This is a genomic window from Latilactobacillus parafuchuensis, assembly GCF_055271665.1.
Map to the genome: position 1 here is coordinate 150534 of NZ_CM143875.1, position 25142 is coordinate 175675.

25 protein-coding genes are annotated in these 25142 nt (G+C 44.1%); 2 read left to right on the forward strand and 23 right to left on the reverse strand.

Going from position 1 to position 25142, the window contains the following annotated elements:
- Nucleotides 1–20: 20 nt before the first annotated feature.
- The 4 genes from plsX to ACVPPQ_RS00940 form a co-directional block, all read right to left on the reverse strand.
- Nucleotides 21–1034, reverse strand: a complete 1014-nt coding sequence (gene plsX, locus ACVPPQ_RS00925) for a phosphate acyltransferase PlsX (protein WP_463495092.1) — start codon at nucleotides 1032–1034, stop codon at nucleotides 21–23.
- 20 nt (nucleotides 1035–1054) lie between these two features.
- Entirely contained in the window at nucleotides 1055–3091 is a 2037-nt protein-coding gene (recG, locus tag ACVPPQ_RS00930; protein WP_463495094.1) for an ATP-dependent DNA helicase RecG, read from the reverse strand.
- Nucleotides 3092–3163: 72 nt separating this feature from the next.
- Nucleotides 3164–4834, reverse strand: a complete 1671-nt coding sequence (locus tag ACVPPQ_RS00935) for a DAK2 domain-containing protein (RefSeq protein ID WP_463495096.1) — start codon at nucleotides 4832–4834, stop codon at nucleotides 3164–3166.
- A gap of 62 nt (nucleotides 4835–4896) precedes the next feature.
- Nucleotides 4897–5259: an Asp23/Gls24 family envelope stress response protein gene (locus tag ACVPPQ_RS00940; RefSeq protein WP_463495098.1), complete on the reverse strand. Its 363-nt coding sequence runs from the start codon at nucleotides 5257–5259 to the stop codon at nucleotides 4897–4899.
- 323 nt (nucleotides 5260–5582) lie between these two features.
- On the opposite strand from ACVPPQ_RS00940, the gene rpmB reads away from it, so the two are divergent.
- A complete protein-coding gene (gene rpmB / locus ACVPPQ_RS00945; protein ID WP_025082496.1) occupies nucleotides 5583–5768 on the forward strand; it encodes a 50S ribosomal protein L28 in 186 nt (61 codons plus the stop codon).
- 238 nt (nucleotides 5769–6006) lie between these two features.
- On the opposite strand, the gene ACVPPQ_RS00950 is transcribed toward rpmB, so the two are convergent.
- The 12 genes from ACVPPQ_RS00950 to ACVPPQ_RS01005 form a co-directional block, all read right to left on the reverse strand.
- Nucleotides 6007–6657, reverse strand: a complete 651-nt coding sequence (locus tag ACVPPQ_RS00950) for a thiamine diphosphokinase (protein ID WP_463495099.1) — start codon at nucleotides 6655–6657, stop codon at nucleotides 6007–6009.
- Entirely contained in the window at nucleotides 6644–7306 is a 663-nt protein-coding gene (gene rpe, locus ACVPPQ_RS00955) for a ribulose-phosphate 3-epimerase (RefSeq protein WP_463495101.1), read from the reverse strand. Before rpe ends, ACVPPQ_RS00950 begins: the two co-directional genes overlap by 14 nt.
- Nucleotides 7307–7325: 19 nt before the next feature.
- Nucleotides 7326–8225: a ribosome small subunit-dependent GTPase A gene (rsgA, locus tag ACVPPQ_RS00960; protein ID WP_463495103.1), complete on the reverse strand. Its 900-nt coding sequence runs from the start codon at nucleotides 8223–8225 to the stop codon at nucleotides 7326–7328.
- Nucleotides 8226–8250: 25 nt separating this feature from the next.
- Entirely contained in the window at nucleotides 8251–10134 is a 1884-nt protein-coding gene (gene pknB / locus ACVPPQ_RS00965) for a Stk1 family PASTA domain-containing Ser/Thr kinase (RefSeq protein ID WP_463495105.1), read from the reverse strand.
- Nucleotides 10131–10877, reverse strand: coding sequence for a Stp1/IreP family PP2C-type Ser/Thr phosphatase (locus ACVPPQ_RS00970; RefSeq protein WP_025082492.1), 747 nt, complete (start codon nucleotides 10875–10877; stop codon nucleotides 10131–10133). The genes pknB and ACVPPQ_RS00970 overlap by 4 nt, the downstream gene beginning before the upstream one ends.
- A 21-nt stretch (nucleotides 10878–10898) precedes the next feature.
- Entirely contained in the window at nucleotides 10899–12242 is a 1344-nt protein-coding gene (gene rsmB / locus ACVPPQ_RS00975; protein ID WP_463495107.1) for a 16S rRNA (cytosine(967)-C(5))-methyltransferase RsmB, read from the reverse strand.
- A complete protein-coding gene (fmt, locus tag ACVPPQ_RS00980) occupies nucleotides 12235–13191 on the reverse strand; it encodes a methionyl-tRNA formyltransferase (RefSeq protein ID WP_463495109.1) in 957 nt (318 codons plus the stop codon). Before fmt ends, rsmB begins: the two co-directional genes overlap by 8 nt.
- An 18-nt stretch (nucleotides 13192–13209) precedes the next feature.
- Nucleotides 13210–15624 (reverse strand): primosomal protein N', encoded by a 2415-nt coding sequence (priA, locus tag ACVPPQ_RS00985; RefSeq protein ID WP_463495111.1) that lies wholly within the window; start codon nucleotides 15622–15624, stop codon nucleotides 13210–13212.
- 12 nt (nucleotides 15625–15636) lie between these two features.
- Nucleotides 15637–16839, reverse strand: a complete 1203-nt coding sequence (gene coaBC, locus ACVPPQ_RS00990) for a bifunctional phosphopantothenoylcysteine decarboxylase/phosphopantothenate--cysteine ligase CoaBC (protein ID WP_463495113.1) — start codon at nucleotides 16837–16839, stop codon at nucleotides 15637–15639.
- 90 nt (nucleotides 16840–16929) lie between these two features.
- Entirely contained in the window at nucleotides 16930–17187 is a 258-nt protein-coding gene (gene rpoZ / locus ACVPPQ_RS00995) for a DNA-directed RNA polymerase subunit omega (RefSeq protein WP_463495115.1), read from the reverse strand.
- 3 nt (nucleotides 17188–17190) lie between these two features.
- A complete protein-coding gene (gene gmk, locus ACVPPQ_RS01000) occupies nucleotides 17191–17802 on the reverse strand; it encodes a guanylate kinase (protein WP_463495117.1) in 612 nt (203 codons plus the stop codon).
- A 70-nt stretch (nucleotides 17803–17872) separates the two neighbouring features.
- Nucleotides 17873–18097, reverse strand: a complete 225-nt coding sequence (locus ACVPPQ_RS01005; RefSeq protein WP_025082487.1) for a YdbC family protein — start codon at nucleotides 18095–18097, stop codon at nucleotides 17873–17875.
- A 120-nt stretch (nucleotides 18098–18217) separates the two neighbouring features.
- Between ACVPPQ_RS01005 and ACVPPQ_RS01010 the strand changes: the two genes are divergently transcribed.
- Nucleotides 18218–18541, forward strand: coding sequence for a hypothetical protein (locus ACVPPQ_RS01010; RefSeq protein ID WP_025082486.1), 324 nt, complete (start codon nucleotides 18218–18220; stop codon nucleotides 18539–18541).
- Between the two features lie 62 nt (nucleotides 18542–18603).
- Here ACVPPQ_RS01010 and recN read toward each other — a convergent pair whose 3' ends face one another.
- The 7 genes from recN to folD form a co-directional block, all read right to left on the reverse strand.
- Nucleotides 18604–20295 (reverse strand): DNA repair protein RecN, encoded by a 1692-nt coding sequence (gene recN / locus ACVPPQ_RS01015; protein ID WP_463495120.1) that lies wholly within the window; start codon nucleotides 20293–20295, stop codon nucleotides 18604–18606.
- A gap of 51 nt (nucleotides 20296–20346) precedes the next feature.
- The gene (gene argR / locus ACVPPQ_RS01020) at nucleotides 20347–20799 is read right to left on the reverse strand and encodes an arginine repressor (protein ID WP_463495122.1); all 453 of its coding nucleotides are present in this window, start codon (nucleotides 20797–20799) and stop codon (nucleotides 20347–20349) included.
- 79 nt (nucleotides 20800–20878) lie between these two features.
- Nucleotides 20879–21709: a TlyA family RNA methyltransferase gene (locus ACVPPQ_RS01025; RefSeq protein WP_463495124.1), complete on the reverse strand. Its 831-nt coding sequence runs from the start codon at nucleotides 21707–21709 to the stop codon at nucleotides 20879–20881.
- Entirely contained in the window at nucleotides 21706–22593 is an 888-nt protein-coding gene (locus ACVPPQ_RS01030) for a polyprenyl synthetase family protein (protein WP_463495126.1), read from the reverse strand. Before ACVPPQ_RS01030 ends, ACVPPQ_RS01025 begins: the two co-directional genes overlap by 4 nt.
- A gap of 2 nt (nucleotides 22594–22595) precedes the next feature.
- Nucleotides 22596–22823 (reverse strand): exodeoxyribonuclease VII small subunit, encoded by a 228-nt coding sequence (locus ACVPPQ_RS01035; protein ID WP_025082481.1) that lies wholly within the window; start codon nucleotides 22821–22823, stop codon nucleotides 22596–22598.
- Between the two features lie 2 nt (nucleotides 22824–22825).
- Complete coding sequence (gene xseA, locus ACVPPQ_RS01040) at nucleotides 22826–24175, reverse strand: exodeoxyribonuclease VII large subunit (RefSeq protein ID WP_463495127.1); 1350 nt, start codon at nucleotides 24173–24175, stop codon at nucleotides 22826–22828.
- A complete protein-coding gene (gene folD, locus ACVPPQ_RS01045; protein WP_463495129.1) occupies nucleotides 24168–25064 on the reverse strand; it encodes a bifunctional methylenetetrahydrofolate dehydrogenase/methenyltetrahydrofolate cyclohydrolase FolD in 897 nt (298 codons plus the stop codon). The genes xseA and folD overlap by 8 nt, the downstream gene beginning before the upstream one ends.
- Nucleotides 25065–25142 lie beyond the last annotated feature (78 nt).

Genomic DNA, 25142 nt, shown 5'->3' on the forward strand with positions numbered 1-25142 from the left:
GACTCAGCTTGTCTAGCAAATTATTTAGTTTCGTCTGCGACCTTTTTTTGATCAAAATAATCAATCACTTTTTGGACCGTTTGATTGGCCAACATCGTATGAATCTGTTTGACCGTATAATAGACGGTTTGTGCGTCCGCCGCCCCGTGGGCCTTGATGACGGGGGCTTTTAAACCTAATAAAACAGCGCCACCGTAAATCGAGGTATCGAACTTAGTTTTAATTTGACCGACGCTGCCTTTTAATAAGAGTCCGCCGATTTTTTCTTTAACGCCCGCATCCATAATCGCGTGTTTGACTTGCGACATCACGATGGTTGCAGTTCCTTCAATTGCCTTTAAAGTCGCATTACCGGTAAACCCGTCAGTCACGACGACATCCGCTAAACCTTTTAATAGATCATTGGCTTCAATATTCCCGATGAAGTTCAAATCAGGATCCTCCGCTAGCAATTGATGAGCCGCTTTATGTAACTCGTCGCCCTTGCTCGCTTCAGTTCCGTTGTTCAATAACGCAATCCGCGGATTCGCAATTCCACGGACATCTTGCGCGTAGAAATTACCCATCAAACCGTATTGATGTAAATGTTCTGGTTTCGCTTCGGCATTCGCACCAACGTCTAACATGTTAAAGCCATCTTCTGAATTAATCGAAGGCAGCGTGGGCATCAACCCTGGCCGATCAATGCCTTTGACCCGACCAATGATGAATAATCCAGCTGCCAACAACGCCCCGGTATTGCCTAATGAGAATAACGCGTCGGCTTCGCCAGCTTTAACCGCTTGGGCGGCTAGGACCATTGAGGCTTGTTTCTTACGGCGAATCGCACGCACTGGTTCATCGTCGCCGGCAATCTTTTCAGTCGTGTGAACGATTGACAGTTGCGCCATATCAGGTAGTAGTGGTTTAATCTGGGCTTCATCACCGTATAAAATAAAATCAAGGTCTTTAAATTCTGAACGCGCCTGTAAAACCCCTTCAATCACTGCTTGTGGCGCAAAATCGCCGCCCATTGCATCAACTGCAATTTTCATATCAATTCCTCTTTTCATCACTAATCTAATGTTAAATAATTTTGTTGTTGTTGCGCTAAGTATTGCTTCAAAATTGGGTAGTTGGTCAAATCCGGATCGGTGGTAAAAATCTTTTGAACCGCTTGTTGGGCCACTTGTAGACTCGCGAAATCAGCAATCGGATCGCCGACCTTAAACGTCGGTACGCCTGATTGTTGATGACCAAAGACTTCTCCTGGTCCCCGCAATTCTAAATCTTTTTGAGCCACGACGAACCCGTCATTGGTTTCGGTCATAATCGTCATGCGATCGATGCCCTGTTGATTTTTAGGATCGGCAACCAGTAAACAATAGGCTTGTTGCTTGCCCCGTCCAACCCGACCACGCAACTGATGGAGCTGTGCCAAACCAAAGCGGTCGGCATCAAAAATCAACATGACCGTCGCATTCGGCACATCGACCCCGACTTCGACGACGGTCGTCGAGACCAATAATTGAATCTGATTCTCTGAAAAAGCCGTCATAATCCGGTTCTTTTCATCATCTTTCAACTTGCCGTGGAGCAAAGCAACTTGATAGTCCGGCGCAAACCGTTCGGATAGTTTGGCGTAAATTTCTTCCGCATTTTTGAGATCCATCTGTTCTGATTCAGCAATTAACGGCGTAATCGCAAAGACTTGGGAATGTTGGGCTAATTGCGTGCCAACAAAGCTCAACGCCTGTTCAACTTGGTTACTCCGCACCCAACTCGTTTCAATTGGAATTCGGCCCTTCGGTAATTCATCGATTGTTGAAACATCCATCTCACCGTACGCGGTAATTGCCAAAGTCCGTGGAATTGGCGTGGCGGTCATCGCTAAGACGTCCGGTTGCAAGCCTTTTTCACGCAGAATTCGGCGTTGGTTGACACCAAAACGGTGTTGTTCATCAATCACCGCAAAACCCAGCCGTTGATAATTAACCGCATCTTGTATCAACGCGTGGGTGCCGACGATGATGTTGATTCGACCATTCTCAATATCGGCTAATAATGGCCGACGTTCTTTAGCCGTGATTGAACCGGTCAATAAACCGACTGTGACGTTCATCGGTTCAAATAATTGCTTTAATTTTTGATAATGCTGTTCCGCTAAGATTTCAGTGGGCACCATTAACGCCGCTTGGTAACCGGCCGTGACCGCCGCAAACATCGTAATGGCTGCGACGATTGTTTTCCCAGAACCAACATCGCCTTGTAGTAAACGGTTCATGTGGGCGGGCGATTTTAAATCTAAACAAATTTCGTTAACCACCCGTTTTTGGGCCGCAGTTAATTCAAATGGTAACGTCTGGATAAATTCTTTTAACGCTGCGTTCTGGTAATGCAGTGCCAAGCCGTTAGCGACATGGCGTTCTGATTGTTTAATCGCTTGTAATTGTAATTGATATAAGAAGAACTCGTGAAAAATGGCTGTTCGTCGCGCTTGTTTAGCTTCCGGATAAGTTTCCGGAAAGTGCATCCCCGCAATTAAGGCTTGTTCGTTGACTAACTTGTACTGCTGGCGTAATGCCTCGGGAATTAATTCCGGAATAACCGCTTGATACTTCTCGTAGGCTTCTTTAATCAATTTAACCAATGTGCCTTGTTGGACACTTTTATTCACCGAATAAATCGCCGCAAACGACGGGTTATCGGCCGATTGGACCGCTAAGACCTTCATCCCAGTTAACGTATGTCGTTTCGCATCCCATTTGCCATAAATGGCAACATCGACGCCGGTTTCAAATTTATCTTTCAAATAGGGTTGATTGAAAAACGTCACCATCACGACATCGTGTTCAACTAAGATCCGGACGTTTAGACGCGTTTTACCGGGTCCCCAGCGACTAATCACTGGTTCGGCAACAACGGTCCCTTTTAAAGTCACTTTTTCCTGATCGGCAGCTTCGGACAAATCTTTGACCTTTAAATCCTCATAACGGAAGGGAAAATAGTACAGTAAATCACTCATATTCTGGATACCCAGTTGACCAAGCGCGGTTAAGCGTTTGGGGCCAACCCCAGTTAACTCAGTGACTGAATCGGTTAACTGCAACATGTCATTCCCTCCTTTTTAGCAAAAAACAGGAATCAGGTCATCATCCTCATTCCTGTTTTTATTTAGATTAAGTTATTCAACTGAGATTAGGTATGGATAAACGGGTTGATGACCTTCATGAATTTCAACTTCCAATTCATCGTCAATCGCCATAATCGCATCACTAATTTGTTCAGCTTCAGTTTGATCGCCATCGGCACCCACAATAATCGTGACAATTTCACTATCGTCATCCAACATGGCTTCAACCATTTGAATGGCTGCATCGAGTCGTTCGGTTGTTGAAACTTTGATTTTACCATCGATAATGCCCATGTAATCATCTTTTTTAATTTCAAGACCGTCTAACGTTGTGTCCCGAATCGATTGCGTGACCTGACCACTAATGACCGTATCTAAGGCTTCGGTCATCGCCGCTTGGTTATCTTCGATTTCAGCAGACGGGTCAAACGACAACAACGCGGTCATCCCTTGTGCAATCGTCCGACTCTTGACAATTTCGACCGGAATTTCAGCCACTTCGGCGGCTTGTTCAGCCGCTAAGAAAATATTTTTATTATTAGGCAGTAAAATGACCCGTTTGGCATTGGCCGCGTCAATCGCATCTAAAATATCTTGGGTACTTGGATTCATGGTTTGACCACCACTTAAGATGTAAGTTGCGCCTAGACTTCTAAATAATTCAGAAATACCAGACCCAGCGGCAATCGCAATAATCCCATAATCGACGGGTGCTGATTTTTGAGCCACGGCGGCTTGTTGATCATTGTCCACAATGGTTGCGTGTTGAAGCCGCATATTGTCGACTTTAATCTTCATCAATGAACCGAAATGTTGCCCATAAGCCATCACTGTGCCCGGATGTTCCGTATGCACATGGACTTTGACGACTTCTTCATCGGCCACCACGAGCAGTGAATCACCAACGCCGTCTAAATGGTTCCGGAATTCATCATAATCAAACTCGCGGTCAACGGTTGTCCCATCGCCTAAAGCGACCATGATTTCGGTACAATAACCATTTTCGATATCTTCGGTCCCCATTTGAGCCGTTTGATGATGATTGGCATTGACCATTTCATCCATCTCAGCTTCATCAGGCGTGTATAAATCTTTTTCAGGGGCTTGGCCGGTTAACCCTTCCAAGAAGCCTTCATAGATGAAGACTAACCCTTGACCACCAGAATCCACGACACCGACTTCTTTTAAGACTGGCAATAATTCAGGCGTTTTTAGGAGGGCTTTTTTAGAGCCTTCAACGACGGCAGCAACTACTTCACCGATATCATCGGTTTGACTAGCCACTTTGGCCCCCGCTTTGGCGCCTTCACGAGCAACGGTTAGAATTGTCCCTTCAACGGGTTTCATCACCGCTTTATACGCTGTTTGAACCCCACTGGTGAACGCTTCAGATAAATCCTGAGCTGACAATGTCGTTTTTTCTTCCATACTCTTTGAAAAACCACGGAAGATTTGTGAACTAATGACCCCTGAGTTGCCCCGCGCGCCCATTAAAAGGCCCTTCGCTAAACTCTTTGAAAGTTCACCAACTGCTTGATTGCTATTTTCATTAACAGCCTTCGCACCGCTTTGGAACGTTAAACTCATATTAGTCCCAGTATCGCCATCTGGCACTGGAAAGACGTTTAAAGAATTGACAAATTCTGCATTTTTAGTTAATCGATGGGCAGCAACCCGCATCATTGCTTGAAACTCTGTTGCTGTAATTTCAGTGACTTTCACGAATGTTCCTCCTCGAACAAAAACAAATAGAACTGGGTCAACTCACCAGCTCCTGATTGATTTTAGTCTTCTAATACCCGTACACCTTGAACATAAATATTAACGGAGTTGGCGCTAACACCCAACATCGTTTCAAGATTATACTTCACTTTACTTTGAACGTTACGACAAACTTCTGAAATCTTAATGCCATAACCAAGAATGATATAGACGTCAATTGCGACCCCGTTATCTTCTTGGCGGACAACAACACCGCGGTTATAATGTTCACGATTTAATATTTCATTTAAATTATCACGAATCTGGTTTTTACTCGCCATGCCGACGATGCCATAGATATCAGTAGCGGCACCACCAACGATAGTGGCAATGACATTATTAGTAATATCGATATCGCCATATTGTGTTTTAATTTTAACAGCCATTAAAATAGCCTCCTTGTGACGTACTTATTATCATTTTAGCATAGCAGACTGGCGTTGCAAAGTAACTCGCCAATAAATTCCGTTTCATTTGGCTTACGCTAGTATCTTACAATCAACACAATTCTGCAAGTAAAATCGCCCTTTTTTTACCCTGTCAAGTAATTTTCCTTGAAAGAACTCTTGCAATCTATCAACCGTTATGGTAAATTATTTAAGTGAATTGTATAAGCCGGTGTGCATGCATGCAACTATTAAGACTAACTGAAAATCATATTATGTTTCTCGTTAATTCTACCGGCTTTACTAAAAGGAGGAATAAGACCATGGCAAAAGACGTTATTACCGGCCGTAAAACATCATTTGGCAACAAGCGTTCACACGCTTTGAACTCATCTCGTCGTTCTTGGAAGCCAAATTTACAAAAAGTACGTATCTTAGTTGATGGCAAACCTAAACGTGTTTGGGTTTCTGCCCGTGCTTTGAAATCAGGCAAAGTAACTCGCGTTTAATTTCGTTTGTTTAGACTGTCAATTGACAGTCTATTTTTTTGCAAACTGTGACAGAATCGGATTATCCAGAACTAAGGATAATCCGATTTTTTGATTTGAACGGAGATTGATAGTTCTGGCGCGCGTCAAAAAACGTTCGCTTAATATCAAGATACTGCGACTGATATCACAGACCCTTTTTGCATTAAAATACCCCAACGGCCATTTTTAGGCTGCTGGGGTATTTTGAGTTGTTCGGCTAATCCGTACTTTGAATCACCGCGACAATCCCGGTTTTAAAATTAAAGCGGCCGGTCACACCAATAAATTCATTGCTAGCCCAAGAAATCGGCACTTCCGTATCAAAATGGTGCAACGGATACTTCTCATCAATTAAATTTAAATCAGTGGTCGGCGTTAACGGAATAAACGCTAAATACTTTTTATCAGCCTCTTTAGCAATTTGATACTCGCCTGGTAAATAAAACCGAATCGTATTTTGACTATCACGCATCTCTAAGCGATCTAAGAACGGTTTAAAGCGTTCTTCCAACGGCATGAATAGATTCGCTAGGAAGTGGTCTAAACGGCCACCAGTCGCACCGTAAATCACGACTTGATCAGCCATAAGTTCTTCGAGGGCAATTGATAACGCCAATTGCGTATCTGTTTCATCTTTTTCAGCTTGAACCGCTCGAATGTCCCCAACTTGTGCCTGCACCTGTTGACGTTCAGCTGGTGTTAATGAATCAAAATCACCCACGGCAACTGTCGGCACAATCCCCTTTTGTAATAGACGCCAAGTCCCCCGATCAGCAGTCACCCACTGACCGGCAATTTGAGTTGGTTTTTGTAACTCTGGTGCCCATTGTTCGATTGGCCCACCCGCTAATAAATTAACGCGCTTCATTGGCCGTCTTCTTTAAAAGCGCAATCCGTTCCGTTAAATCACCCGCAAACGTGTATGAACCGGCGACGAAGATATCGGCCCCCGCTTGCGCGCAAGCGGCGATTGTTTGGTCGTTGACCCCACCGTCGACTTCGATTTGATAAGTCGCATCAGCATGTTGGTCACGATAATCCGCCAGTTCGCTCACTTTGGCCAACATTGCTGGAATAAATTTTTGCCCCCCAAAACCAGGATTAACTGTCATGACTAAGACTTGATCAACTAATGGTAAAACCGCTTCAATATAACTAACCGGTGTCCCTGGGTTGATGACCACGCCGGCTTTAACCCCAGCATCTTTAATCATTTGTAACCCCCGGTATAGGTGCTTCGTGGCTTCCGCATGAATCATAATCAAATCCGAACCCGCTTGCGCGAATTGCTCGATGTAGCGTTCTGGTTGTTCAACCATCAAATGGACATCTAAGACCAACTTTGTCAGTGGTCGGATCCCGGAAACAACTTGTGCGCCAAACGACATATTCGGTACAAACATGCCATCCATAATGTCGACGTGTAATAAATCTGCACCAGCCGCTTCCAAGTTTTGAACATCCCGTTGTAAATTCATAAAATCTGCGCTTAAAATTGACGGTGCAATTTGTGTCATCTGTTTAACTTCCATTCTTTTATGATTTTGATTTTTTGTAAACCGGCCGTAAATCCTTTAATTCAGCTCTAAATTGTAAATAATTATCGTAACGGCTTCTTAAAATTTGGCCAGCGTCTAACGCTTCTTTAACGGCACATTTCGGTTCCATCACGTGTTGACACGTTCTAAACTTGCAACCTTGACCAATTTCACGAAATTCTGGAAAACGATCAACCAACGTCTCACTGGTGACGTCTAACAAGCCTAACGATGAAAAACCAGGTGTATCGCCGACTAACCCGCCATTAATTGGAATCAATTCAATATGGCGCGTCGTATGTTTCCCACGATTCAGACTTTTGGAAATTTCAGCCGTTGCCAAATTTAATTTAGGTTCAATATGGTTTAACAAGGTCGATTTACCCGCCCCCGTTTGACCTGTAAAAACGGTCGTTTGGTTGGCAAAAGTCGCTTCAATTGCGGTAATCGTTTCAGCTGTAAAAGCGGCCCGTGGCGCAAATACCCGGTAACCAATTGCCTCGTAGTAATCCAACGACACTTTAATCTGTTGGTACAATTCATCCGAAATTAAATCGGTTTTGGTTAAATAAATAGTCCCTTGAACGTTTAAACTTTCTAAATAAATCAAAAATCGATCCAAAAGATTTAATGAAAACGCCGGTTCAATCGCCGACATGATCACCACCACCTGATTGATGTTGGCAATCGGGGGACGAATCATTTCATTCTGGCGGTCCAAAATTTCAAGAATGTAGCCTTCACTTTGTTCCTTACTTTCGAATTCAACGAAATCCCCGACTAGTGGTGTAATTTTACGTTTCCGAAAATTGCCACGTGCCCGCGTTCGATAAATCTGTTGCTCACTTTGTACTTCATAAAAACCACTGAGGGCTTTAATAATTTGTCCGGTCTGCAATAGACCACCTCCCAAATATTAATCGCTATCTACTTTTTTGCTGTGTTTGACTGCTCGAACTAGATTCAGTACTGGTAGCCGGACTACTGCTTGTTTCGCTTGGTTCCGATTCACTGCTGCTACTCGATTCACTACTGCTCGTCTCGCTGTTACTGCTGCTAGCAGACGGTGATTCGCTAACTGATTCTGAAGGTTGTTCAACCGGTGCTCGTTGCCCCTTAGATAACACAATTGTGAGACGGTCGCCTGCTTGCACCATCGTCTCACTTGCAGGCGATTGACGAATCACTAAGCCAGTTTGAATGCTTGTCGAATATTCCTCTGAGAAAGTCACCATTAACCCAACTTCGGTTGCATAATCTTGAACCGCTTGTTGCGTATAATCACTTAAATCACGTAGCGCAAAGGTCGGTTTCCCACTGCTGACCGTTAACGTAATGGTCGTTTTACTAGGTACCACATTTTTGCCGGCATCAATACTTTGATTCATAATGGTGCCCTCATCGATGGTTGTCGAACTTTGATACTTACGTTTAACCGTTAATCCGGTTTTACGTAATTGCCGACTAACATCGCTATATTCCTGATCCGTGTAATCTTTAATGCGATATTTTTTCTGTCCTGTGCTGACCGTCAAATCGACAGTACTCCCCGATTTAACCCGTAAGCCCTTGACCGGCGTGGAGCGAATCACATGGCCACTATTATATTGATTACTAGCCGTTTTTTGAATCGTGCCGACCTTTAATTTTTTATCAGTCAAAACATCTTCAGCATTTTGCTGCGTCATGTCAGTCAAATCAGGCACACTGACTTCACTACCTTGAATCGCGTAAGCCCCGATTGTCCCCAGTAAGACTAAAACAGCAATGCCGATACCAATCAGCCACCATTTTTTCTTCTTAGTCATTTTAGACTTCTTCGGTTGCTTGGCAGCTGATTCAGCAGCCTTAGCCGGCGTTGCTTCAGTCACTTGTTCCGATTGATCGGTTTGCGTAATGCCTTCTGGGTCCAGCGCCGGAATCACTTTGGTTTCACCCAAATCGCCAGCTTTATTCGGCACAAATTTTGGTTCGTGCGCCCGGCTGGCAGATAGCGATGTCGCTAAATCTGCCGCCATCATCTTGACCTCACTGTAGCGTTCATCTGGATCTTTGGCAGTTGCCTTTAAGACCACGTTTTCCAGTGCTTGCGGGATTCGTGGATCATAATTGCGAACCGGTGGAACTTCATTTTGAAAATGCTTAATCGCAATCGAAACGGCCGATTCCCCTTCAAACGGCACCATTCCAGTCAATAATTCGTATAGAATAATCCCTAACGAATAAATATCAGAACGTTTGGTCGCCATTGAGCCACGCGCTTGTTCCGGTGATAAATAATGAACTGACCCTAATAAAGTGTTGGTTTGGGTCATTGCGGTTTCACTTAGCGCAATCGCAATGCCAAAATCACTAATCTTCACATTACCGGCTTCATCCACCAAAATATTTTGGGGCTTTAAGTCACGATGAATAATATTGTGATCGTGGGCATTTTGAACGGCGGATAAAATCTGCGCCATGATATCCGTCACTCTTTGGTAAGGAATTGGAAAATTTTCAACGATGTATTTCTTCAGATCCGTGCCTTGGACGTATTCCATGACAATGTATTGCATACTATTTTCTTCACCTACATCGTAAATACTGACGATGTTCGGATGATTTAATTCAGTGGTCGAAAGGGCCTCGCGTTTAAAACGCCGGACCGTATTCGGATCATTGCGCAAATCTAACCGCAAGACTTTGACGGCAACCTGCCGATCTAAAATCAGATCCTGGGCTAAATAAACATTCGCCATCCCACCTTCACCGATTGGTCGAATAATTTGGTAGCGACCGCTCACCGCATAACCTGGTTCCATCATATCGGTTGCACCTCGCGATCACGGTGTAAAATCAACGCAGTGATGTTATCTAAACCACCCGCTTGATTGGCTTGTTCGATCAATGATTGACACTTTTCGTCTAACGTCGTATCCGCCAACAAAGTCGTTTTAAGTTGTTGATCGTCCACCATATTGGTTAAACCGTCGGTACAAAGTAATAAATAATCATCTGGTTCGAATTCATAAATCGTCACATCGGCATCGACATCTTGTGAAACACCTAATGTGCGCGTAATAATATTTTTTTGTGGATGATGTCGCGCCGCTTCTTCGGTTAATTCACCTTGTTTAACTAATTCATTAACTAACGAATGATCTTCCGTCAACTGTTGCAACTGCTGGTGACGCAACCGATAAACCCGACTATCACCAATATTGGCCACTAGATAATTCCGTCCCGAAATTAGGACCGCCACTAAGGTCGTGCCCATCCCGGTTAAATCATCGTATTGATTCGCCTTGGTTAAAATATGTTGGTTTTCTTTTTGAAGTTCAAAAATCAACCACTTAACCATCGCTTCGATATCGGTATCATTCGTCCGTTCGAATTCGTAACCAATGTGTGAGACTGCCATTTCAGAAGCCACATCGCCACCTAGATGACCGCCCATTCCGTCAGCGACAATCGCAAACTGAGCGCCTTTTTTATTCGTATAAAATCCGACATAATCTTGATTGTTTTGACGTTGTTGACCAACATCCGTTCGGTATGCTACTTCCATAGAAATCACCTCAATTAAAATTTAAGCTTTCCGTTGCAAACAAGCAATAAAAAAGCCGTCTGTTTGATAATCATCTGGATAAATCTGGACAAATGGCGTTGCTTGATTTTGCGTTAATGGTAATTCAAGTGGCACGGGGACGACCGTAAATTCTGGATGTTGCGCCAGAAAGGCCGTTATCACCTGTTGGTTTTCCTCAGGAACAATTGTACAGGTACTATAGGTTAATTGCCCACCCACTTTTAAAGTCGGTGCTACCGCGTTTAAAAGCGCAATTTGAATCTTTTGTAGATTGATCAAATCCGCTGGTTGCCGACTATATTTAATTTCGGGTTTCCGTCGCATTAATCCAAGGCCGGAACAAGGCGCATCCACTAGAATTTTATCAAACGTCTCCACAGCAAATTGTGTGCTAATTTTGCGGGCATCTAGCGCTTGGGCTTCAATCACATCTTCGACATGTAACCGTTTGGCATTTTGTTCGATCAAACGGACTTTGTGGTCATGAATATCCAAAGCGACTAAGCGCCCACCTTGTTGCGCATCTAGATATGTCGCCATGTGCGTTGATTTACCACCAGGCGCTGCACACGCGTCCAAGACTTGATCCGTCGGTTGAATTTGGAGACTTGGTGCGACCAACATTGAACTTTCATCTTGAATCGTGTAAGCACCGGCTTCAAAGGCCGCTCCACTGGCTAGATGGCCGCCTTGAGCGACTAAACCGACCGACGCAATCTGACTAGGCACAAGATCTTCAAACTGGGTTTGTAATTGCGGCAATAAATCCGCCACCGAATTTAAACGGGTATTGACCCGAATCGACGCATTCGCCGGTTGATTAATCGTCGTCAATAACTGCGTTAACTTCTCGGTACCCAAATCGGCTTGTAGTTTTTCAACTAGCCATTCAGGCACACTGTAAGTAATACTCAAGCGTTCTAATGGTGATTCGATTTGGTTTAAATCGGCTAAACCAGTCCGTTGCAGATTCCGTAGAATTGCCGTCACTAATTTAGCGGTCCCGACATGGCCCATTTGTTTGGCGATTTCGGTCGCTTCATAAAAAATGGCGTGTTCCGGTACCCGATCTAAATAAACCAGTTGGTAAACGGCTGTCCGTAAAACTTGGCGGACCCAAACAGCCATTTTAGTCGGTTTTTGAATGAACGGTTTTAAATAGTAATCCAACGTATATTCATGTTGAATCACGCCATAGACCAGTTGCGTTAAAAAGCCCGCATCCTGGGGATTTAAATGTTCTTTTTTAATCACTTGGTCTAATGCCAAGTTTGAATAACTTTTCTGTTTGGTAATCGTCGTTAAAATTTCAACGGCTAAATAACGCGGGGTCTTTTTAGGCATCTTGCACCACCACTTGTTGACCGGCTGCTAATTGTTTGCCGACGCCGTTAAGATATGATTGCACTGGCATCTTAGCTTTACCAGCGGGTTGAATTTCAGTGATTTTGAGCACGGTCTGGTTGCCGGCCGCGATTTCAAAATCTTTTTTATGAATGGCGACAATCGTACCGGGCGCAACGTCGGTCGTCGTTTCCGCCACCGTGGCCTGCCAAACTTTCGTCCGTTGATCGTTGATTGGTAACCACGCCCCTGGTTGTGGCCGTAAAGCCCGAATCTGATTGACTAACGTTTGCGCGGGTTTAGTAATGTCGAGTGCTTCTTCTTCTTTAGTAATGTTATACGCAAACGTCACTTGACTTTCATCTTGCACGGTCCGTGGTGCTGTTTGATCAATAATCGCGGGGAGCGTTTTTAACAATAAATCGCGCCCAACGAAACTGAGCTTGTCAAATAACGACCCTGTATCGTCCGTGGCTTCGATTGGAATACTAGCTTGTTCAATCATGTCACCGGCGTCCATTTTCTTAGCCATGTGCATAATCGTAATCCCGATTTCAGAATCACCATTCAATACAGCGTACTGAATAGGTGCCCCACCCCGGTATTTAGGCAATAATGATCCATGAACATTAATCGCGGCAATTTGCGCAGCCGCTAATAATTTGCTGGGTAAAAATTGGCCGTAAGCGGCGGTCACGATTAAATCGGGTTGTAAGTCAATGATCGTTGCAAGCTCCGGACTACCACTTAATTTTTCGGGTTGATAGACCGGCAAGTTCAAGCGAACCGCGGCTTCTTTAACGGGTGTTTGTTGCAATACTTGTTTACGACCGACCTTACGATCTGGTTGGGTCACGACTGCTAAGACCTCGTAATCTGCTTGGTCCACTAAGGCTTCTAGAATTGGTACTGAAAATTGGGGGGTTCCCATAAAAACGATGGCTGTCATTTAAAATCACTCTCACTTCTAAGTAAATTGTAATGGTTCGTTGTCTAACCCGATTTTAAAGCCATTGCGGGTATCAACTTGAGTTGTTTCTAAGATTTCGGCTAATTTAGCCGCTAATTGGGGTTCTTGTTTATATTTAATCACAATTTGGTAAAAATAACGATTATTAATCCGCGCGATTGATTTCGGCGTCGGGCCTAACACAATGGCTTGCTCGGATAAAATCGGCCGTAATTGTTTCGCAATTTGGAAACTCTTCTTGGCGGCTTGAACTTCTTCCGGGTGACTAACCGTCAACTGGACCGTAAAATAATACGGCGGATAATTGCCCCGATGGCGAACCGCCATTTCATAGCGGAAAAAGCCTTCATAATCGTGCTTTTGCGCAAATTGAATCGCATAATTCTCCGGATTAAACGTCTGCACTAAAACCTGACCGGGTTTGTCCGCCCGACCAGCTCGGCCACTAACTTGCGTTAATAGTTGAAAAGTTCGTTCGCTCGCCCGAAAATCGGGTAAGCCGAGTGCCGTATCAGCGTTGATCACGCCCACTAACGTCACATCAGGAAAATCCAACCCTTTGGCAATCATCTGCGTCCCAAGTAAGATATCCGCTTGGTGGTCGCCGAACTGTTTTAATAATTTAGCGTGCGCGCCTTTTTTACGGGTCGTATCGACATCCATTCGGATAATCCGCGCTTCTGGTAATAATTCTTGTAATTCTGTTTCTACCTTTTGCGTACCAGTTCCAAAATAGCGAATTTGATGACTCTGACAGTTAGAACAAATCTTTGGAATCGCTTCTTCATGACCACAGTAATGGCATTTCATCGAATGCGAATCCATATGCAACGTCAACGAAATATCACAATTGGGACATTGTAAGACAAAGCCACAATCCCGGCACATCACAAACGATGAAAAGCCCCGGCGGTTTAACAATAAAACACTTTGTTCACCCTTGGCTATACGCGCCTTAAGGGCCGTCAATAAGGGTGCCGAAAAATTAGTCGTTTGTTGTTGCTTGAGCGCTTCACGCATATCAATCAATTCAACTTTGGGCATCGGTTGTTGATTAATCCGTTGTGTTAACTGGATTAACTGATAAACGTGTTTCTGCGCCCGTGCCCGTGATTCTAGTGAAGGTGTCGCACTGCCTAAAATCACCGGACAATGGTGATGCCGACTCCGCCACAAAGCGACTTCGCGCGCATGGTAACGGGGACTTTCGTCTTGTTTATAACTGGCTTCGTGTTCTTCATCCATAATGATAACGCCAATATCGGATAAAGGCGCGAAAACGGCTGAGCGTGCGCCCACGACGACTTTAGCTTCTTGACGTTCAATTCGACGCCATTCATCATACTTCTCGCCTTCTGAAAGGCCACTGTGTAAAACCGCCACCAATTCGCCAAACCGTCCTTTGACCCGTTGCACCATCTGGGGGGTCAACGCGATTTCAGGGACTAACATTAGCGCCGTCTTGGCTTGTTTTAAAACGGCTTCGATTGTTTGTAAATAAACTTCCGTCTTACCACTACCGGTGACCCCTTCAAGTAAGAAAACTTGATTCGAATCGGCGGTTGCAGCTTGCGTAACTTGTTCAACTGCGGTGGCTTGTTGCGCCGTTAACGCCATTTTATGCGTCGCCGCAACGGCTTGTTGGTACGGATTCCGATAGGTTTCGACCTTAATTTGCTGCAACCAGCCTTTTTGATGGCCGACTCGAATATTTTCCCGGGTAAAAGTCGTTTGATTTAGGACATCCTTTAATAACGGTGGTCTTTGCCCGATTAAACTTTGCAAATAACTAATCAACTGTTGTTGTTTCTTGGCTGATTGGCGTAAGCCGGTACGGGCTTCTTCAAATTGTTCAAACGTTAAGGCCGGTTTGATGGCCGTTAATTCTTTGACTTGGGCGCGATTACCCACGTGGTAAGTCACACTGACCTTATCTTGGCGTTGTAACGTCATTAATTGTTTCATTTTATCTGGATCGAGATTTTGATCGAACGTCAATTCATCGTTATCGTTAAATAAACTCGCCTTAAGCGCCGGCTCAATTTCATCAATTAAGGTGACGGTCTTCGTGTATTTAGCGCGCATCACACTCGGTAACATCGTTTGCAAACAGGTAATTAAAAAGGCGTACGTATTGGTTGCCATCCAACCCGCTAATTGCAATAACTCCGGATTGACGACTGGTTGTAAATCAACTAGTGCTTCTAAGGTTTTAAGTTGTCCCGTAAATTCGGGTTGATCGACGATTGAGACGACAAAGCCCTGAATTTTACGATCGCCTTTACCAAAAGGCACAACCACGCGCATCCCCGGTTTAATCGTATCAACTAATTGATCTGGCACTTGATAATCATACGGGCGATTGGTTTGTAACGTTGGCACATCAACAATCACCTTCGCAATTTGTGGCATATCACCACTCCTTTATTTTTGAACTTGTGCGATCCGGGTTAAAATCTGGGTCGCAATCGTCACTTTCGTGGTTAATGGCAACTTTTCAGTTGTCCCATCCGCCCACAGTAAGGTAACTTCATTATCGTCGGCATTAAACCCACGATCAGTTTGACTGACGTCGTTAGCCACGAGTAAATCAACTTGTTTAGCCGCTAATTTAACTTGCGCGTTACTGAGTAAGTCATTGGTCTCAGCCGCAAACCCGACTAAAAATTGGGTCATCTTTTGTTGGCCGAGTGCTGCTAGTATATCCGGATTTTTAGTCAGATTTAATTGAAAATCAGTTTGATTGGCCTGCTTTTTAATCTTTTGCGTCGCATATTCAACGGGTTTAAAGTCAGCGACGGCCGCCGCCATCACCACGATGTTCGCTTGGTCGTAAACCGCTTGAACCGCACCTTGGAGTTCGGCCGCCGTTTGCACGTAAACCACCCGTTCCAATTGCGCTGGCACGGCTAATTCAGGACGCGTGCTAATTAAAATCACTTTGGCCCCTAGCATTGCGGCCACTTGCGCGACTGCATACCCCATTTTACCAGAAGACCGGTTCCCAATAAAACGAACCGGATCTAACGGTTCAGTCGTGCCGCCAGCGGTGACAACCACCACTTGGTCTTTCAACAGTTGTAGCGTTAGCAAACGCGTTGCTTGCACCACAATCTGCGCTTCTTCTGGAAAGCGACCTTGACCATTGTAGCCTTCCGCTAAAAAACCAGTCGCCGGTTGCATCACGGTTAACCCATCGGTGACTAACTGTTGCACATTACGTTGGGTCGCTGGATTTAACCACATATGTTCATTCATCGCTGGCACGATTAATTTAGGGGCGGTCGTCGCTAGTAACGCGGTCGTCACAAAATCATCGGCAAGTCCGTTGGCCAGCTTGGCCATCACGTTGGCCGTTGCGGGTGCCACGATGGCCAAATCTGACCAATCGGCTAAATGAATATGAGCCACTTGATCGGGTTGGTCAACGGCAAATAAATCCGTTAACACCGGTCGTTTGGTGAGCGTCGCAAATGTTAACGGCGTCACGAACTCTGTGGCTGATTGGGTCATCGCGACTTGGACCGTCGCCCCCGCTTTAATCAGTTGGCGGACTAAACCGGCCACTTTATAGACCGCAATCCCACCGGTCACATAGACAGCAATCTTTTTATTAGCTAACGCCATTCTAAAACCCCCTAAAATTAAAAAAACCGCATTTCAAGTTCAACATCCATCGATGAATAAACTAAAAATGCAGGTTTTCTCTAATTATTCTTATTCGCCATCTTTTTGAGCGAGCTTATCCATTTTTTCAGCATCTTTTTCAAGCATCAATGAATCAGGATCGATAATGACATTTCCAGCAGCAATTTCTTCCATTGCCATCCCAACCGATTTTGGTGATTGGTATTCAGATAACATCTTCATATCACCTGCTTCGATTTGGTGAGCTCGTTTACTAGCTAAAACCGCTAATGAATAACGTGAGTTAACATTTTCTAATAATTTATCAATTGAAGGATATACAATCATGTTTTAGTCCCCTATCATTTTTTTATATAAATCGATGACCCGTGGCACACGTAGATGTTCGCCTTCGATAATCTTTTCAATCCGTTTAACCGCATTGGGAATTTCGTCGTTGACCACTGCGTAGTCGTAGTTTTCCATCATCTTGATTTCATCAGCAGCTTTATGCATTCGCTTATCAATCGTTGCTTGATCGTCAGTGCCGCGTTTTTGAATCCGATTGCGGAGTTCCAACAAATCAGGCGGTGTTAAGAAAATAAAAACGCCATCCGGACATTTGGCCCGAACTTGCATGGCCCCTTGGACTTCAATCTCTAATAAAACGTCCCGACCAGCGTCCAACGTTTGGTTGACGTACTTCATCGGTGTACCGTAATAGTTATCGACATATTGCGCATACTCTAGCATACCATCATTTGCAATTTCTTGCTCGAATTCTTCTTTACTGACAAAATAATAATCAACACCATCTTGTTCGCCTGGTCTTGGTTTCCGAGTCGTCATTGAAACTGAATAATGAAAGTCACGAAATTCATCTTCTAGCATCGCTTGACGAACGGTCCCTTTACCTACACCTGATGGACCCGATAAAACGATCAACATTCCTCGATTGGACATCTGCGCAATTCCCTCTTCTTCATAAAATAGTTATATTCTATTTTGCACTATTTTCCGCTTAATATCAAGTCTACTTTACGTTCATTTCATCTAAAATTAAACGAAGTTGTGCGATTTCATCATTTGTCAGGGTGACACCCTTGCCCATCTTTTCATGATTGGGGGCCCAATCCCGTAAATCAAACTTTGGTTCCCGACCATTCCAAGCAATTAAATTCAGTTCTTTTTGCCAGCCTGCCTTATTTTGACTCAACACACCGATTTCTGCTTTAATCTCATATTCAATATTAGCCATCTTATCACCCTTTTTCTGTTTACTTAATTATACCCGAAAAAAAATAAAAATTGCGACTTGCAAATTAGAACGTTTGTTCGTATAATGGAAATACAAACAAATGTTCGGGGGATAATTAATATGGAATTCAAACAAGCACAGGTCGTCGGGTTTAGTCAGACACTCATCAAGCGGTACCAACAGTTCTTTGAACTTGCCCCGCTTAATCATGATTTCGTTGATCAACCACAGATGCAATCCAAGCAGATTGCCCTTTATTTGACGCAAGCTTTCCAACACCATTATCAATTAACCGTTCAATTCAACGTGCAAGACCACGTCCAACAAGTGACTGGTCAACTGATCCGCCAAATCAACGCAACGACTTACCTCTTAAAAGAAAGTCGTTCAAATCTTTATAAAATTGTCACGGCCAATCAAGTCCGCTACATTCTTAAAAACTAATCATAGCAAAAACGGTCATCGTCCAGATTTTGGACGATGACCGTTTTTTTGAACTTTATCAATTACAACTTCTTTTTAGCAGCTTCCGCTAATTCGACTAATTCTTGCGCGTGTTCACTCGTTAGTTCAGTGACTTCGGTCCCAGCTAACATCCGGGCCAATTCGGCGACCCGTTGTTGACCCACCACTTTTTGAACGGTCGTTTCCGTTCGGTCATGGTTAATCTGCTTTTTAATTTGATATTGATGATCACTCATCGCAGCAACTTGCGGTAAATGAGTGATACATAAAACTTGTGAATGTTGGGCAATTTGATAAATTTTATTGGCAATGGCTTGGGCAACTCGACCACTGACGCCGGTATCGACTTCATCGAAGATGATACTCGTCACGCCTTGCGATTCAGAAAAAATCGTTTTAAGGGCCAACATCAGTCGGGATAATTCCCCACCCGAAGCTGTCTTAGCCAGTGGTCGCATTTTTTCACCAGGATTCGGTTGGATATAAAATTCAGCCTTATCAATTCCGGTACTCATTAATTGAGTCGTGCCCTCCGTAAAGTGCACGGTAAACACCGTTTTATCCATATATAAGGCTTTCAACTGTTGATGAACCGCAATTTCTAAACGTTGCGCCGCTTGTTGGCGTAACTGACTTAATTCGGTCGCCAATTGCGTTAACGCATTCGTTTGTTGCGCTAATTGTTCTTCCAATTCGGTGGCATTCGCCTCAGTTGCTTGCATCGCTTGCAATTCTTTAGTGATGCGTTGACCGTATGCCAAAATTTCAGCCACTGAATCGCCATACTTATGTTCCAATTCAGTAATCGTCGCTAAGCGTTGTTCAATTTCATCTAACCGGGCTTCATCCCATTCCAACGAATCCAGTTCATGATTAAGATCACTGCCACAATCTTGCAACGTATAATAGGCCGTTTGTAAACTTTCGGCGATTTGTTGGAAAGCGGCATCCAATGGTGCAATTTCTTGCATCTGATTCATCGCAATCGCAATCTGATCAACTGCATTGCCTTCCTCACCCGCCAATATCATTTGACTGGCTTGGAGGGCCTGATTAATCCGTTGAAAGTTCGCCAATTTCGTCTTTTCCTCAATCAGTTGGGTTTCTTCGCCAGCTTGTAATTGTGCGGCATCAATTTCATTGGTTTGAAATTGGAGCATGTCTAAACGCTGCGCCCATTCCTGTTCATTTTGTTGCTTTTTCTTCAACGCTTGTTGCGTCTGCCGATAAGCTTGATAGGCCACCTGATAGGCTTGTTTGGTCTGCGCGATTGATTGGTGCGCAAATTCATCTAACAATCCCAAGTGACGGTCAGGGTGCATTAACTCTTGATGTTCATTTTGACCATGAATATCAACTAGGGTCTCACCGACTCTTTTTAAAGTCGTCGTATTGACTAAGCGGCCATTAATCCGACATACGTTATGCCCGTTAACGGCGATATCGCGTTGCAATAAAACCGTTTGATCATCGTGTTCGATGCCAAATTCAGTCAATACGTCGGCGGTCGTCCCATTTTTGGTCATCGTAAATAAGCCTTCCAGGGTCGCTTTCTTAGCACCGGTTCGAATGAAATCTTGTGAACCACGGCCACCAGCCAATAAACCAACAGCATCGATAATAATCGATTTACCCGCCCCTGTTTCACCGGATAAGACGGTCATGCCTTGATCAAAACTAATGGCCAAGTGATCAATAATTGCAAAATCATGAATGACTAATTCTTGTAACATGAATTGGGACCCCTTTCGCCAATACGTTAATTGTTAAAAAAACTTGCCAAATTACTTCAGCAAGTTTTCGATAAAGATTGAGAATTCTTGGGCTTGTGTTTCTGATTTACAGATAATTAAGATTGTATCATCATCACCGATTGTGCCAAAAATAGCCTCGGATTGCAACAAGTCTACTAAATTAGCAATTGCCGTGCCATTACCGGGTAACGCCTTAATGACAATAAAATAGTCTTGTTGATGATGCGTTAGATAGGCTTCTTTAAAGAGTCGTCGTAATTTTTCTTTGACATCCATCTTTTTTTCAAGCGGCAAACTGTAATGATAGCCCTCATCCGCATTCGGAACTTTAATCAGTTGCATTTCCTTAATATCACGTGAAATGGTGGCTTGCGTCACGTCGATTGATTGCGCCTGCAAAAGTTTGACAAAATCTTCTTGACGCTCAATCTCGTGAGTTTGAATCAAATTCTTTAACAGTCGTTGTCGATCTACTTTACGCATAGGAAACTCCTCTTCATGTTAGTTGTTGGGATACTTCACATGATAGCGCATTTATGCATAAAATACAAAGTTTTATACATTATTTATTAGACGGCCGCTTTAATTCAGTGTACGCTGCTTCTAAGACCGCATCGATATTGACCATTGGTGCTAGTTCGCCAACTTCCTTGGTCGTGTTACGTAAATGAATCAGAAATTCAATATTTCCCTCGCCGCCTTTAATCGGTGAAAAATCAAGATTCAAAACATCATAACCGTTTGCCAAACTAAATTCGACAATATCAGTCACAACCGCTTTATGGACCTTTGGATCGCGCACAATGCCGTGCTTACCGACATTGGCCGGTCCCGCTTCGAATTGCGGTTTGATTAAAGCGACCGCTTCACAGTTTTCTTTTAAAATCGGTTTTAAAGGAACTAAAATTTTGTGCAACGAAATGAATGAAACGTCGGTCATTGCAAAATCAGGTTGGCCCGCCGTGAAATCTGCCGGTTGGCTGTAACGGAAGTTAACCCGTTCCATCACGACCACTTTAGGATTTTCACGTAATTTCCAAGCCAATTGATTATAGCCAACATCCAATGCGTAACATAATTTTGCGCCATTACGCAATGCCACATCGGTAAAGCCACCCGTTGATGAACCAATATCAAGCGTCACTTTGTCTTGTAAATCAATGCCGAAAACATCAACGGCTTTAGCCAATTTTAAAGCACCCCGACCGACGTACGGAATCTTGCGGCCCTTAACGTGTAAAATGGCTTCAGCATCAATTTTTTCGCCCGGTTTGTTGAGCCGTTCATCATTTTTATCGTAAACTTCACCAGCCATGACCGACCGTTTAGCTTGTTCTCTGGATTCGAATAGTCCTTGTTCGACTAATAACACATCTACGCGTTCTTTTTTCATTTGTTCTCCTGTTCGTCAAAATAACTCAAAAAGCTATTTAATAAGGTTTGATCTAAACCCATTAATGATTTTAGGGCTTGTTGGGCCTGTTGGCAAGTTTGTTTAAGTTCAGCCTGCGCACCCGCCAACCCCAATAAGCCTGGGAATGTATTTTTTTGTTCAATCGCATCTTTGTGGACCGCTTTTCCCATGACGGCTGCCGTACTGGTGACATCCAAAATATCATCTTGAATTTGAAAAGCTAACCCATAATATTGGGCAAACGTTAATAAAGCTACTTTTTGAATTGGGTTTAAATCCGCTAATAACGTGCCCATCTCAACGGCCGCTTCAATCAGACAACCCGTTTTTAAATGGTGTAATTGTTTTAATTGCGCTAATCGTAATTGTTTTGTTTGACCTTCAATATCTTCAATCTGTCCGGCAACCATGCCATTAGCCCCAGCCGCTTGGGCGAGTATCCGGACTAATTGAACTTGTTTGTCAGCTGGTAAGTTAGTGGTCGTCAACCAATCAAAGGCTAACGTCAATAAGCCATCACCGGCTAGAATCGCTTGCGCTTCACCAAAAACTTTATGGTTCGTTGGTCGCCCCCGGCGTAAATCATCATTATCCATCGCAGGTAGATCGTCATGAATCAGCGAATAACTATGCACCAACTCTAACGCGCCCGCCACGCGCATCGCGTTTAAATCAATCGGTAATCCTGCACTCTCTAAAACGGCAAATAATAACAATGGTCGCAATCGTTTGCCACCGGCCATCACTGAATATTGCATCGCCTTATTTAACGTCGGTTCTTCCAATTGATGCGCTAGCGCCTGTTCTAAATAAGCTTCGAACTGTGGGCGTTGTTGTTGACCAAATGTTTTAAAATCAGTCATGCCTACTTCGCCTCAGCATCAAAAGCAACTTCTTCGCCACTATCGGCCATCACTTTCGCCATTGTTTTTTCAGCCTTCGTTAAGGTTTCTTCTAAGGTTTGGCTGAGCTTAACCCCTTTTTGAAATTCGGTCATTGCCTTTTCAAGTGGCACATCGCCCGTCTCTAATTCAGTCACAATTGCTTCTAATTGTTGTAAATTTTCTTCAAAGCTTAGTTTTTTTTCTGCCATGATTAAACGTCTCCTTGATTTGTTTTCGTAATTTGCGCTTCAACTAACCCGTCTTGGACGTGTAATTGAATGGCATGACCGATTTCAAAATCGGTTGTCTTTTTTAAAACGTGGTGTTCTTCATCAGTCACATACGCAAAACCGCGACCCAATACTTTTAATGGACTGACTAAATCCAAGCTCGCAATCGCTTGATTAGCCCGTTGCCGCTGGTTGAACCAATTCTGACGAGTGGCGCGATTCAAGCGTTGTTGTAAATCGGCAACAGTTGTTTGCGTCTGGGTCACCGTTTTAAGCGGTGAATCGCTGATTAATCGCTGTTGTTGTAATTGCCATTGTTGGCGTTGGTTTTTCAATAATTGTTGTTGTGCTAATAATAACCGTCGCTTTAATTGATCAACGTTTTGTAAATAACCGTCGTACAGGCGTTGTGGTTGGGTCAGCACATAGCTACCTTGTAGGTGCGTTAATTGCTTCTTCAGAAGGGCTAACTGCTGGGTGAACGCTTGTGCGAGTCGCAGTCGTTGTTGTTGTAATTTCAACAATTCATCAGTTAACACGGGGGTCGCTAATTCAGCAGCAGCGGTCGGCGTTGCCGCCCGCACATCGGCCACTAAATCAGCAATCGTCGTATCGGTTTCATGACCAACTGATGAAATCACGGGAATCTGGCTGGCGACAATGGCCCGCGCGACCCGTTCTTCATTGAACGGCCATAAATCTTCAATTGAACCGCCACCTCGACCGATGATAATCGTATCGAATTGACCGAGTTGATTAATCTGTTCTAAGCGGCTGACCAACGTATCCGCCGCGCCGTCACCTTGCACGACGGCGGGGAATAACACAATTTGCGCGATTGGATACCGACGGTTAGTCGTCGTGATGATATCGCGAATCACGGCCCCCGAGGGACTCGTAATCACGGCAATGCGCTTTGGAAAGCGAGGAATCACTTTTTTCGGTAATTCAAAAAGACCTTCCGTCGCCAATTTAGCCTTCAATTGTTCATAAGCCTGGTAGAGTGCACCCAGACCATCCGGTTCCATTCGTTCCACGTAGATTTGATAGTTACCAGTCGCTTCGTACAATGAAATCCGGCCCACTACCAAGACCTTCATGCCTTCTTCAGGGGTAAACTTTAGTTTTTCAAAAGCCGATTTAAACATGATTGCGCTGATTTTAGCTTTATTATCTTTTAAACTGAAATATTGATGCGTATTCGGTCGTAGCCGAAAATTGGAAATTTCACCCGTCAAATAAACGCGATCAAGATACGGATCCCGTTCAAATTTGGCTTTTAAATACTGCGTTAATGCTGTCACCGTTAAATAATCGGTTGGTTTAACCACGTTTGACACGTCCTTTAGCAATTTCAATCGTTTGGGCCATCAACATCGTGATGGTCATCGGGCCCACCCCGCGAGGGACTGGGGTGATGGCGCTCACTTGGTCTTGAACGGCTTCGAAATCAACATCGCCGGTCACTGTCCCGTCATCCAAACGATTCATACCGACATCGATCACGACTGCGCCCGGTTTAACGTCAGCCGCTCCAAATAAATGAGCAACGCCGACCGCTGCGACTAAAATATCCGCGGTCTTCGTTAAATCCTGTAAATGCTTCGTCCGACTATGCGCAATCGTCACCGTGGCGTTGGCATTGAGCATTAAGGCCGCCAATGGTCGCCCAACAATGTTACTCCGGCCGACAATCACAACGTTCTTCCCAGCCACGTTAATTTTATGCGCGGCTAGAATCGCCATGACGCCTTGGGGGGTACAAGCCACCAAACCGGGTTGGTTCATCCACAGTTTACCGATGTTGACCGGACTAAAGCCGTCCACATCTTTATTCGAATCAATCGTCTGGATGACACGATCTTCGTTAATTTGGGGTGGTAATGGGAGTTGGACTAAAATACCGTCAACCGTTTGATCTTGGTTGTAAGCTTCAACAACGGCTAATAATTCAGCTTCCGTTGTTTCCGCCGACATCTTTTTCAAAACAGAAGCCATGCCGATTTTAGTCGCACGTTTTTGTTTATTACGTGTATAAATGGCACTCGCTGGGTCTTCACCAACCATAATCACAACTAGTTTAGGTGTAACGCCTTGTTGTTTCAACAGATCAACCGCCAATGTTTGTTCGTCTGTCAATTGATTTGCTAGTGCTCTACCATCTAATAATTCCAATCTTAACAACCCCTCATCACTTATTTGATTATTCCATTTTAGCATAATTCAACTCACAAAAATGATGTTCGGGTCATCTTTAATCAAGCTGTTAAAAAGCGGGTACCCCATTAAATTGTCCGC

Bases quoted from the DNA above. Each gene is read 5' to 3' on its own strand.
- ACVPPQ_RS01005 (WP_025082487.1), bottom strand. From the start codon at position 18,097: ATGGCTAATATTGAATATGAGATTAAAGCAGAAATCGGTGTGTTGAGT.
- plsX (WP_463495092.1), bottom strand. From the start codon at position 1,034: ATGAAAATTGCAGTTGATGCAATGGGCGGCGATTTTGCGCCACAAGCA.
- priA (WP_463495111.1), bottom strand. From the start codon at position 15,624: ATGCCACAAATTGCGAAGGTGATTGTTGATGTGCCAACGTTACAAACC.
- ACVPPQ_RS00970 (WP_025082492.1), bottom strand. From the start codon at position 10,877: ATGGAAGTAGCATACCGAACGGATGTTGGTCAACAACGTCAAAACAAT.
- rsmB (WP_463495107.1), bottom strand. From the start codon at position 12,242: ATGCCTAAAAAGACCCCGCGTTATTTAGCCGTTGAAATTTTAACGACG.
- ACVPPQ_RS01030 (WP_463495126.1), bottom strand. From the start codon at position 22,593: ATGACTGATTTTAAAACATTTGGTCAACAACAACGCCCACAGTTCGAA.
- pknB (WP_463495105.1), bottom strand. From the start codon at position 10,134: ATGATGGAACCAGGTTATGCGGTGAGCGGTCGCTACCAAATTATTCGA.
- recN (WP_463495120.1), bottom strand. From the start codon at position 20,295: ATGTTACAAGAATTAGTCATTCATGATTTTGCAATTATTGATCACTTG.
- rpmB (WP_025082496.1), top strand. From the start codon at position 5,583: ATGGCAAAAGACGTTATTACCGGCCGTAAAACATCATTTGGCAACAAG.
- ACVPPQ_RS01025 (WP_463495124.1), bottom strand. From the start codon at position 21,709: ATGAAAAAAGAACGCGTAGATGTGTTATTAGTCGAACAAGGACTATTC.
- folD (WP_463495129.1), bottom strand. From the start codon at position 25,064: ATGCTAAAATGGAATAATCAAATAAGTGATGAGGGGTTGTTAAGATTG.
- gmk (WP_463495117.1), bottom strand. From the start codon at position 17,802: ATGTCCAATCGAGGAATGTTGATCGTTTTATCGGGTCCATCAGGTGTA.
- fmt (WP_463495109.1), bottom strand. From the start codon at position 13,191: ATGACAGCCATCGTTTTTATGGGAACCCCCCAATTTTCAGTACCAATT.
- ACVPPQ_RS00940 (WP_463495098.1), bottom strand. From the start codon at position 5,259: ATGGCTGTTAAAATTAAAACACAATATGGCGATATCGATATTACTAAT.
- recG (WP_463495094.1), bottom strand. From the start codon at position 3,091: ATGTTGCAGTTAACCGATTCAGTCACTGAGTTAACTGGGGTTGGCCCC.
- ACVPPQ_RS01035 (WP_025082481.1), bottom strand. From the start codon at position 22,823: ATGGCAGAAAAAAAACTAAGCTTTGAAGAAAATTTACAACAATTAGAA.
- ACVPPQ_RS01010 (WP_025082486.1), top strand. From the start codon at position 18,218: ATGGAATTCAAACAAGCACAGGTCGTCGGGTTTAGTCAGACACTCATC.
- argR (WP_463495122.1), bottom strand. From the start codon at position 20,799: ATGCGTAAAGTAGATCGACAACGACTGTTAAAGAATTTGATTCAAACT.
- rpe (WP_463495101.1), bottom strand. From the start codon at position 7,306: ATGACACAAATTGCACCGTCAATTTTAAGCGCAGATTTTATGAATTTA.
- coaBC (WP_463495113.1), bottom strand. From the start codon at position 16,839: ATGGCGTTAGCTAATAAAAAGATTGCTGTCTATGTGACCGGTGGGATT.
- rpoZ (WP_463495115.1), bottom strand. From the start codon at position 17,187: ATGATTGTATATCCTTCAATTGATAAATTATTAGAAAATGTTAACTCA.
- ACVPPQ_RS00950 (WP_463495099.1), bottom strand. From the start codon at position 6,657: ATGAAGCGCGTTAATTTATTAGCGGGTGGGCCAATCGAACAATGGGCA.